Consider the following 9,948-nt stretch of genomic DNA (forward strand, 5'->3'; position numbering starts at 1 on the left):
CCAAGACTGAACTATTCTTTATTTTTTGGTTTTACTTTTATTTTTTGAGGCGGAACTTCTGACGTTTTCAAGCCTTTTTCTTTCATTTTTGCGGAGACGACAGATTCTTTTTTTAATTCCATCAATCGACCTCTACCTTCTATAAATGCAGACCGCAACTCTTTTGCTTCATTACCTAATCTTGCAATTTCGTACACTTTTTTATCTGCGCTATGCGAACTTGCTATCATTACTATAGCCAAGCCCGAAATAAAGAAAATCATTCTCCAATTCTTAAAGGAGTCGTCGCTTACTAGAAACGTTCCTCTTAATACGCTATAGATGTTTTTTTTCATTTATGCTGAACTTATTTCAGTATCTATTATTTACTTATTATTCTAATTGCTTCTCGATACAATTTGTTCATGCTTCACAAATCACTCGAAGTGACAATCTCTATATCTTCTCAGCAATACGAAGCTTAGCACTTCTAGACCTATTGTTTACTTTTATTTCTTCTGCCGAAGGAATAACTAACTTCCCAACCTTTTTTAGAGGCACTTCAAAATTACCAAAGACATCTCTTTCTGGCTCACCTTCAAACAATCCGTTTCTTACAAAACGTTTTACTAATCTATCTTCTAAAGAATGATAGCTTATTAAACTTAATCTTCCGTTAGGCTTCAAAATCTCTGGCGTTTGTGCTAAAAATTCTTTTAATGCTTCTATTTCTTGATTCACCTCAATACGAATAGCCTGATATATTTGGGCTAAAATTTTATTTTCATGCTTAGGAGATAAAAATTGTTTCATCACCTTTTTAAGCTGATCACTCGTTTTTATCTCTTCATCCTTACGAAATTCAACAATTAACTTTGCCATTGCTGGAGCTGCACGCAACTCACCGTATTGCAACAACACTTGCTTTATCTGGTCTTCGTCATACTCATTAATAACATGATATGCTGAGAGTTGACTTTTTTGATTCATTCGCATATCTAACTCAGCCTCAAATCGTGTTGAAAAACCACGCTCGGCAACATCAAATTGATGAGATGATACTCCAAAATCTGCCAAGACACCATCTACAGCTTTCACACCATGAAACCTTAGAAAACGTTTTATGAATCTAAAATTTTCATGAATAAGTGTAAATCTTGGATCATCAATTTTATTCTCAAGCGCATCCGCATCTTGATCGAAAGCAAACAACTTTCCGTTTTCACCAAGGCGACTTAATATTTCTCTACTATGTCCTCCACCACCAAAAGTGACATCCACATAGATTCCGTCTGGCTTAATATTTAAACCATCGACTGTTTCTTTTAATAATACTGGATTATGATATTCCATCTTCGTCTTCATCTTGACCCATTACCTCCTCAGCTAAATCTGCAAAATCTACAGCTGCATCGTCAATGGCTTGTTCGTATTTATCTTTGTCCCAAATCTCCACAATATTAATTGCCGAAGACACTACTACGTTTTTAGAAATACTTGCAAAAACAGTTAAATCCTTTGGAATCAACAATCTCCCACTCGCATCTACCTCAATAATTTTAACGCCTGCAGTAAATCTTCGAATAAAATCGTTATTCTTTTTCTTAAATCGATTAAGTTTGTTCACCTTCTGCATTAACACTTCCCATTCCGCCATTGGATACAGTTCCAAACACGGCTGAAAAACTGCTCGTTTCAACACAAAACCATTTTGCAACACAGGAGACAACTGCTTTTTAAGCGCAGCAGGAAGCATTAGCCTTCCTTTTGCGTCTGCTTTGCATTCGTATGTTCCTATTAATGAGTTCAATGTGTTTTTTTTATATGTAAACGTATAAGAGTCAAATATATTGAAAATTTTACCACTTTTTACCACATTCTACCACATTGTTAATAAGTAATTCAAATACACTACCGTTTTAAAGAAGCTAAAAACACCTAAAACCTTTAATTACATCGTTTTCAATAGATTAAAAAACAATAAAATTAATAATGAACAACTGTTGATATGCGTAATAGCATACTTTTACGAAGTATATAAATAATACTCCTTTTTTTTATTTGAAATAACTATATTTGCTTTAACGGATTGACTAAAAAACCCTAATGTCGCACACACTTATTACTGAAGGAAAATTTAATTATATTGAAGCTGGAGAAGGCACACCAATAATTGTTCTACACGGACTTATGGGAGGCTTAAGCAATTTTGATGCGGTTATAAATCGCTTTAGCAAAGAAGGTTACAAAGTAATTATCCCTCAGTTACCGGTCTATACTATGCCACTTTTAAAAACCAATGTTAAGGCATTTTCTAAATACTTGGGTGAGTTTATAAACTTTAAAAATTTTGACGAAGTCATTTTATTAGGAAATTCTCTTGGTGGACATATTGGTCTTTATTTTACAAAAATGAATCCTGATAAAGTAAAAGCTTTAATTATTACTGGAAGCTCTGGTTTATACGAAAGCGCAATGGGAGGAAGCTACCCAAAACGTAGTGACTACGAAGTGATTAAGAAAAAAGCACAAGATGTTTTTTACGATCCTGCTGTAGCGACAAAAGAAATAGTAGATGAAGTTTACGAAACTGTAAACGATAGAATTAAATTAATCAAGACGCTTACTATTGCCAAAAGTGCTATTAGACACAATATGGCAAAAGATCTACCAAAAATGAATACACCAACCTGTATTATTTGGGGTAAAAACGATATTGTTACTCCTCCAGAAGTTGCAGATGAGTTTAACAAATTACTTCCTGATTCGGATTTATTTTGGATTGACAAATGCGGCCATGCTGCCATGATGGAACATCCACAGGAATTTAACACCATTCTTGGAGACTGGTTGAAAGCGCGTAAATTTTAGTTTCTAAATTAGTTTACAGTCGAATATCCAGCACTTACTCAAATCTCACATCCTTTTTAAACTCTTTTTCTTAAGAAAAGATACTGTCATGATTGGTTTGAATGATTACTTTTGGTTACTTACTCTTATGTGCTTACTTTTGCGCTTTACTAATCTAAAATAAGATTTCCGTTTTCACGGAAACGCTAATCGCGATGAAAATTAAGTCTGCTGAATTTGTATTAAGTAATTCTGATGTGGCAAAATGCCCAAAAGATATGCTACCTGAATATGCCTTTATTGGTAGAAGTAACGTTGGTAAGTCGTCACTTATTAATATGCTTACTAGTAGAAAAAGTCTTGCAAAAACTTCTGGGCGACCAGGAAAAACACAACTTATAAACCATTTCATTATTAATAAAGACTGGTACTTGGTAGATTTACCAGGTTATGGATATGCAAAAGTCTCTAAGAGTACTAAAAAAGTATTTCAGAAGTTTATAACTAAATACTTTCAAGAACGCGAGCAACTTGTTTGCGCGTTTGCCTTGGTAGATATTAGACACAAACCGCAACCTATAGATTTAGATTTCATGCAATACTTGGGTGAAGCTGGTATTCCTTTTTGCATTATTTTCACTAAAGCCGACAAGTTGAAACCTAAGGCTATTGAAAGACATGTTGAAGATTACAGAAATGTCATGTTAGAAACATGGGAAGAAATGCCTAAACACTTTATTACTTCGAGCTCTAAGGATATTGGTAAAGATGAAGTACTTGGATATATTGGTGAGTTGAATGAAGGTATGGTTGAGGAGGTTTAACTTTTTTAGTTACTTGTTCCAAGTAGACTTCTAATATTTTAAAAGACTATAAAGTTGTGTTTAATTTAAAAAAACACCAATTCAATGAATACTTACTTGATACTCGTTATTCTTATTATAGGAATCATTATCGTATTGATAACCAAGAAACAACTCCTTAGTAGAAAAGAGGAAAAGCAAGGATGGAAAGTCTTTAGAAAAGGTCGCGATGAAATTTTCTACATGCAAAAAATAAGTGATAAATGGCAAGGGATTGAAATAGCGGGAGAAATATTAATAGGAAAAATAGGTTTCGTTATATATTTAAAAACTGAAGAAGAATGGCTAGAATACCCAAATTGGGCTCGAAATAGAGCAGAAATAATAGAGCGAATTAAAATAGAGTTTCCTCTTAGTCATACCGAATATGAAAATGACTAAAAAAACCAAAAGCACTAAAGAAGTCAGTTACATCAATTCATTCCGTACAACTACATTTTTTTTGATCTAATAAAACCTTAAATCCGTACAAATTACCTCCTCAATTTCAATGTGCCAAACAAAGATTCACATCGTTCCAAAACTCGCAAAGTCAATTCGACTTCAGGAATATGGTGTTGGAATTTTTAATTTAGTATTTACAAAATCTGCATTAAAAAAAGCTTTAAAGAAACAATATATTACTGTAAATGGTATTGTTGCAACTTCTGCAACTTTTATATCTGGCGGAGAAACTATTAGTTTATCCATACCCGAAAATAGAAAACCTAGGACCAAACTTATTTTAAAATTAAACGTATTATTTGAAGATGATTATTTAGCAATAATCCACAAGCCAGGTGGTATTTTGGTAAGTGGCAATAGTTTTAAGACGATAGCTAATGGGTTGATTCAAAACTTAAAACCTAGCAATCTTCTTGATAGAACTACACCTCAACCGGTACATAGGTTAGACTACCCAACAACAGGCTTATTATTAATAGGCAAAACAAATAGTAGCATTCGTGCTTTAAACAAATTGTTCGAAGATAAAAAGATTAAGAAATCTTATTACGCTACAACTATTGGTGCAATGCTACCAAAAGGTGAAATAACTACAGCTATTGATGGCAAACCATCTCAATCCCTTTACAAAGTAAAAGCAAGTGTAGCTTCAGAACGATTTGGCTCTCTAAATTTGGTAAAACTTAAACCTAAAACAGGTAGAAAACACCAACTACGAAAACACTTACTTAGTATAGGAAACCCTATTCTTGGAGATAAAGATTATAATATTGACAATTTAATTTTAAATGGTAAAGGCTTGTACTTGCATGCTTATTCTTTAAAATTCACTCATCCTTTTACACAAGAAAAACTAAAGATAAAAGATGATTTACCTGAGAAGTTTAAGAAGATTTTTGATTCTTAATAACAACGCACTTTAAAATGTCTTCAATAGTAATTCTACCAAGAATAGTCATCATCAAATAATAATCCATCATTTTTCCCTAATTTTGCAACATGGTAAAAGACATTCAGCTTCGTTTAACTTTAAAAGACGAAGAACGTAGCGATATATTATTAATAAAATCTGCACAGTACTTAAGTATTCGTAGAGAAGATATTACAGGTATAAAAGTATTACGTAAATCTATAGATGCTAGAAAAGCAAAGATTATACTTAATTATAAATTATCTATTTATATTAAGGAAGCGTTACCTGAAAAATCAGAATATCAGTTTCATTACAAAGATGTTTCTAAAGCAAAACCAGTACATATTATTGGATTTGGACCTGCAGGAATGTACGCAGCATTACGTTGTATCGAATTAGGCTTTAAGCCCATTGTTTTAGAACGCGGCAAAAATGTACAAGATCGTAGACGTGATTTAAAAGCCATAAATCAAGATCATCACGTCGATGAAGATTCTAATTATTGTTTTGGAGAAGGAGGAGCCGGAACGTATAGTGATGGTAAATTATACACCAGAAGTTTAAAACGTGGTGATGTTAGAAAAATATTTGAAAATTTAGTTTTTCATGGTGCAGCAGACGAAATTCTTGTTGATGCGCATCCACATATTGGGACCAATAAATTACCAAAAATCATTCAGAATATTCGTGAGAATATTATTAATTATGGTGGCGAAGTACACTTCGAAACACGAGTTACCGATTTTAATATTAAAAATAATAAGATAGAATCTGTAGTCCTTCAAAATGGAACAGAAATGGTTACCGATCGTGTTATTTTAGCAACAGGACATTCAGCTAGAGATATTTTCTATCTGTTGGATAAAAAACAAATTGCACTAAAAGCAAAGTCTTTTGCTATGGGAGTTCGGGTAGAGCATCCACAACATATTATAGACTCTATTCAATACCACTGTTCTGGTGATCGTCACGAATTACTTCCGCCAGCAGCTTACAGTTTAGTACAACAAGTAAAAGATCGTGGAGTCTATTCATTTTGCATGTGTCCAGGAGGTTTTATTGTACCAGCTGCTACGGCAAACGGTGAAGTAGTTGTTAATGGCATGTCTCCTTCACGACGTAATAACAAATATGCAAATTCGGGTATTGTAGTAGAGATTAATGTTGATAGAGATATTCCTAAATATGAAAAATTTGGAGCCTTAAAAGGGTTAGAATACCAAAAAAACTTAGAGCGTATTGCTTATACTTCTGGAGGAAGAACACAAGCAGCACCCGCACAACGTTTAACAGATTTTGTAAAAGGTAATTTATCAAACTCTTTAAATGACACGTCTTATCAGCCAGGTTTAAATAGTGCTCCACTACACTCTTTATTACCAAAATCTATTGGTGGTAGATTACGAAAAGGTTTTGAAGCCTTTGGAAGAAAAATGAACGGTTATTATACAGAAGAAGCTAATGTTATAGGTGTAGAATCTAGAACCTCATCACCTGTTAACATCCCAAGAAATGAAACTTTAGAACATCCAGAAATATCGAACCTATTCCCTTGTGGTGAAGGCGGCGGTTATGCTGGAGGAATTATTAGTGCTGCAATGGATGGTGAGCGTTGTGCTGAAGCTGCTGTTGTTGGATTGTAAGAACTAAAAATATTGAAAACGCTATATCCATTTGATTCATCAATAAAACGCCATTTAATTATAGCCTTTATTTTTTCAATTTGGATATTTATCTTTCTTTTTTATACTGAACCATTAGGAATTGAAATGTTCAGTAATTCTAAAAAATTAAAATACCTTCCGCTTTATAGTATAAGTATCTTTTTATGTTACATTATTCTTTTACCCCTACAAAATTATTTCTTCAAAAAAAACAATGCCATCTGGCATGTAACAAATGAAATTGTTTTCTTAATTTTATTTATAATAAATACTTTTGCTTTAACATATTCCATTTTTTCTAATTTAATATTTCCTATTAAAGGAAACATTAGCCTCCTCAAACCTTTTACTCAACAGTTTTATATTCCTGCTGTTTTAACTTTACTGCCACTAATAATTATTGTTCGTTGGGCTTTAGGTCGTTATTCTCAAAAAAGAATTGAAAACAAAAAAATAGAAATAAAAGGCTCAGGTAACTATGATAATTTACGTTTACATTTTAACGACCTTGTTTATATAAAATCCTCAGATAATTATATTGAAGTTTCATACTTAGAATCTGGGGTTTTAAAAAAAGCTATTATTAGAGCTCTATTAACAAATATTGAAAAAACATTTACTGATTTATTACGCACTCATCGTTCATATCTAATAAATCCATTCCATTTTAAACAATGGAATTCTAGCAAAAATAAGTTAGAAGTGATTTTGAAAAATGACATCCCAATACCTGTTTCAAAAACTTATACTGAAAATGTAAGATCTTCTATTAATTTCACCACAAAAAAGCTATAACTCACCACATAAGGCTTTAAACCCTATCAATATTAAACCTTTCTAATTTAGTTTTGGATTCAAATTCTAATCTATAATTATGAAAAACTTATTATCTATTCTGCTAATATGCACCTTCCAATTCACCTATTCTCAAACTTCTGATTCTTTAAAAATAAAAGAACATCTCATAAAAATAACTAAAACCGAAAAAGCACGGAATTACAAAAACATAACTACTCTTAATCAAGTTGCAAGCTATATTCATAATGAATTTAGCACGTATGCAGATTCAACATATTTTCAAAAATTTAATGTTAATGGAAAAACTTATAAGAATGTAATTTGCACTTTTGGAAGCTATAATTCACAAACTATAGTTATTGGAGCTCATTATGATGTTTGCGGAGATCAAGAAGGCGCAGATGATAATGCAAGTGGAGTTGTTGGATTATTAGAACTAGCAAGAATGTTAACAAGGAAAACTTTAAAACATAAAATAGAACTTGTTGCTTATACACTTGAAGAACCTCCTTTTTTTAGAACAAATAAAATGGGTAGCTATATACATGCTAAATCTTTAAAACACAATAATTCTAATGTCTATGGAATGATTAGCTTAGAAATGATCGGCTACTTTGACGACACGATTGATTCGCAGGATTACCCAATAGATGATCTATCTAAATTTTATGGAAATAAAGGCAATTACATTTCTCTTGTAAATAAATTAAAGAAAGGAGATTTCGCTCAAAAATTCACTTCTATTTTTCTTAAAAAAAAGCATATTGAAGCCAAAGAAATTTCTATACCAAAGCATATAACTGGTGTTGATTTTTCAGACCACTTGAATTATTGGAGTTTTGATTATAGCGCCCTAATGATTACAGACACCGCCTTTTATCGAAATAAAAACTATCATAGTGCTAAAGATAAAATGAATACATTAAATATCTCAAAAATGACTCAAGTAATAAATACTGTTTATGAAACATTAACCGAATTAGAATAAATAGCCTTAGTTTTTCCTTAGACCATAAATATCCCTATTTTTGTCATTCAAAATTAAACAAATGAAAGCATATATATTTCCAGGTCAAGGTGCTCAATTCTCAGGAATGGGCTTAGACTTATACGAAAACTCACCAGAAGCACAACATTTATTTGAAAACGCCAATCGTATTTTAGGTTTCAACATTACAGATATTATGTTTGAAGGTACTGCTGAAGCTTTAAAAGAAACCAAAGTTACACAACCGGCTATCTTTTTACATTCAGTAATCTTAGCAAAAACTTTAGGCGAAAACTTTAAACCAGATATGGTTGCCGGCCACTCTCTTGGAGAATTCTCTGCATTGGTTGCCAATGGCGCTTTGACTTTTGAGGACGGTTTACGCCTAGTATCTCAACGTGCTTTAGCAATGCAAAAAGCTTGCGAAATACAACCAAGTACAATGGCTGCTGTTTTAGGTCTTGAAGATAGCATTGTTGAAAAAATATGTAACGACACCGAGGGTATTGTTGTTGCTGCAAATTACAACTGTCCGGGACAATTAGTTATTTCTGGAGAGATTGAAGCTATTAACAGAGCTTGTGAAAACATGAAGGAAGCTGGAGCAAGACGTGCATTAGTACTACCTGTTGGAGGTGCTTTTCATTCGCCAATGATGGAGCCTGCTCGCGAAGAACTTGCTGCGGCAATAGAAAACACAACTTTTAGCAAACCTAATTGCCCTATTTACCAAAACGTTACTGCAAAGGCTGTAATTAATGAAGCCGAAATTAAAGCAAATTTAATTTCACAATTAACGGCTCCTGTACGTTGGACCCAAACTGTAGAGCAAATGATTACAGATGGTGCTACTTTATTTACAGAAGTTGGACCAGGAAAAGTATTACAAGGTTTAGTAAGAAAAATAAATAGAGAAGCACAAACTGCTTCTGCAACTATAGAAAGCGCTTCTTAATTATGAAAAAAAATAGAACGCTATTTATCGTTTTAATTATTATATTCAATATTGTTTTAGATCAGGTTTCAAAATTTTGGGTAAGAGCTAATGTTGTTGCTGGAAGTCGTTCTGAAATACTAGGTGACTATTTCACATTGCACAATGTAGAAAACAAAGGTGCATTTCTTGGGTTAGGAAGCGATTTCAACCCAATATTAAAAATTATTCTTCTAAACGTCTTACCAATAGTAGTGCTAACATTAGTACTCTTTCATATTTTTAGAGACAAGACTTTAGATAAATTTTCCCTTATAGGCTTCTGCTGTATTATAGGAGGAGGAATGGCTAATTTATACGACCGCGTACTCTACGGACAAGTAACAGATTTCTGGCATATAGACCTAGGTGGTGTCTTTAGAACTGGAATTTTTAATTTAGCAGACGTCTCTGTAATGACGGGAATGGGACTACTTATTCTCGCTAATTTTGTTAAGAAAAAATCATAAAAAAAA

The 9,948-nt window shown here is 32.7% G+C and carries 12 protein-coding genes; 9 read left to right on the forward strand and 3 right to left on the reverse strand.

The features are described 5' to 3' along the window. Positions 1 to 11: 11 nt before the first annotated feature. The 3 genes from ASC44_RS06590 to mraZ all read right to left on the reverse strand — a co-directional run bounded on the left by ASC44_RS06590 (position 12) and on the right by mraZ (position 1,789). Positions 12 to 335, reverse strand: a complete 324-nt coding sequence (locus ASC44_RS06590; RefSeq protein ID WP_055446820.1) for an FtsL-like putative cell division protein — start codon at positions 333 to 335, stop codon at positions 12 to 14. 100 nt (positions 336 to 435) lie between these two features. Further along, positions 436 to 1,344: a 16S rRNA (cytosine(1402)-N(4))-methyltransferase RsmH gene (rsmH, locus tag ASC44_RS06595; RefSeq protein WP_083476250.1), complete on the reverse strand. Its 909-nt coding sequence runs from the start codon at positions 1,342 to 1,344 to the stop codon at positions 436 to 438. Further along, positions 1,319 to 1,789, reverse strand: coding sequence for a division/cell wall cluster transcriptional repressor MraZ (gene mraZ, locus ASC44_RS06600; RefSeq protein ID WP_055446836.1), 471 nt, complete (start codon positions 1,787 to 1,789; stop codon positions 1,319 to 1,321). Before mraZ ends, rsmH begins: the two co-directional genes overlap by 26 nt. A gap of 296 nt (positions 1,790 to 2,085) precedes the next feature. Between mraZ and ASC44_RS06605 the strand changes: the two genes are divergently transcribed. The 9 genes from ASC44_RS06605 to lspA all read left to right on the forward strand — a co-directional run bounded on the left by ASC44_RS06605 (position 2,086) and on the right by lspA (position 9,942). Then, a complete protein-coding gene (locus ASC44_RS06605; RefSeq protein WP_055446822.1) occupies positions 2,086 to 2,850 on the forward strand; it encodes an alpha/beta fold hydrolase in 765 nt (254 codons plus the stop codon). 194 nt (positions 2,851 to 3,044) lie between these two features. Then, positions 3,045 to 3,653, forward strand: coding sequence for a ribosome biogenesis GTP-binding protein YihA/YsxC (yihA, locus tag ASC44_RS06610; RefSeq protein WP_055446823.1), 609 nt, complete (start codon positions 3,045 to 3,047; stop codon positions 3,651 to 3,653). 135 nt (positions 3,654 to 3,788) lie between these two features. Further along, positions 3,789 to 4,073: a hypothetical protein gene (locus ASC44_RS06615; RefSeq protein ID WP_152973287.1), complete on the forward strand. Its 285-nt coding sequence runs from the start codon at positions 3,789 to 3,791 to the stop codon at positions 4,071 to 4,073. 109 nt (positions 4,074 to 4,182) lie between these two features. Further along, positions 4,183 to 5,043, forward strand: a complete 861-nt coding sequence (locus ASC44_RS06620; RefSeq protein WP_055446825.1) for an RluA family pseudouridine synthase — start codon at positions 4,183 to 4,185, stop codon at positions 5,041 to 5,043. Between the two features lie 92 nt (positions 5,044 to 5,135). After that, positions 5,136 to 6,692 carry an NAD(P)/FAD-dependent oxidoreductase gene (locus tag ASC44_RS06625; RefSeq protein WP_055446826.1) on the forward strand — a complete coding sequence of 519 codons (1,557 nt, stop codon included), beginning with the start codon at positions 5,136 to 5,138 and terminating at the stop codon, positions 6,690 to 6,692. Positions 6,693 to 6,704: 12 nt separating this feature from the next. Beyond that, complete coding sequence (locus ASC44_RS06630) at positions 6,705 to 7,508, forward strand: LytTR family DNA-binding domain-containing protein (RefSeq protein WP_152973288.1); 804 nt, start codon at positions 6,705 to 6,707, stop codon at positions 7,506 to 7,508. Between the two features lie 79 nt (positions 7,509 to 7,587). Then, on the forward strand, positions 7,588 to 8,499 hold the full coding sequence (locus ASC44_RS06635; protein ID WP_055446828.1) for a M28 family peptidase: 912 nt from the start codon (positions 7,588 to 7,590) through the stop codon (positions 8,497 to 8,499). 61 nt (positions 8,500 to 8,560) lie between these two features. Next, positions 8,561 to 9,454 carry an ACP S-malonyltransferase gene (fabD, locus tag ASC44_RS06640; protein WP_055446829.1) on the forward strand — a complete coding sequence of 298 codons (894 nt, stop codon included), beginning with the start codon at positions 8,561 to 8,563 and terminating at the stop codon, positions 9,452 to 9,454. A gap of 2 nt (positions 9,455 to 9,456) precedes the next feature. Then, positions 9,457 to 9,942 carry a signal peptidase II gene (gene lspA, locus ASC44_RS06645; RefSeq protein ID WP_055446830.1) on the forward strand — a complete coding sequence of 162 codons (486 nt, stop codon included), beginning with the start codon at positions 9,457 to 9,459 and terminating at the stop codon, positions 9,940 to 9,942. The last annotated feature ends 6 nt before the right edge of the window (positions 9,943 to 9,948 follow it).

Origin of the sequence: Lacinutrix mariniflava (assembly GCF_001418015.1) — a bacterium.
Lineage (GTDB): Bacteria > Bacteroidota > Bacteroidia > Flavobacteriales > Flavobacteriaceae > Lacinutrix > Lacinutrix mariniflava.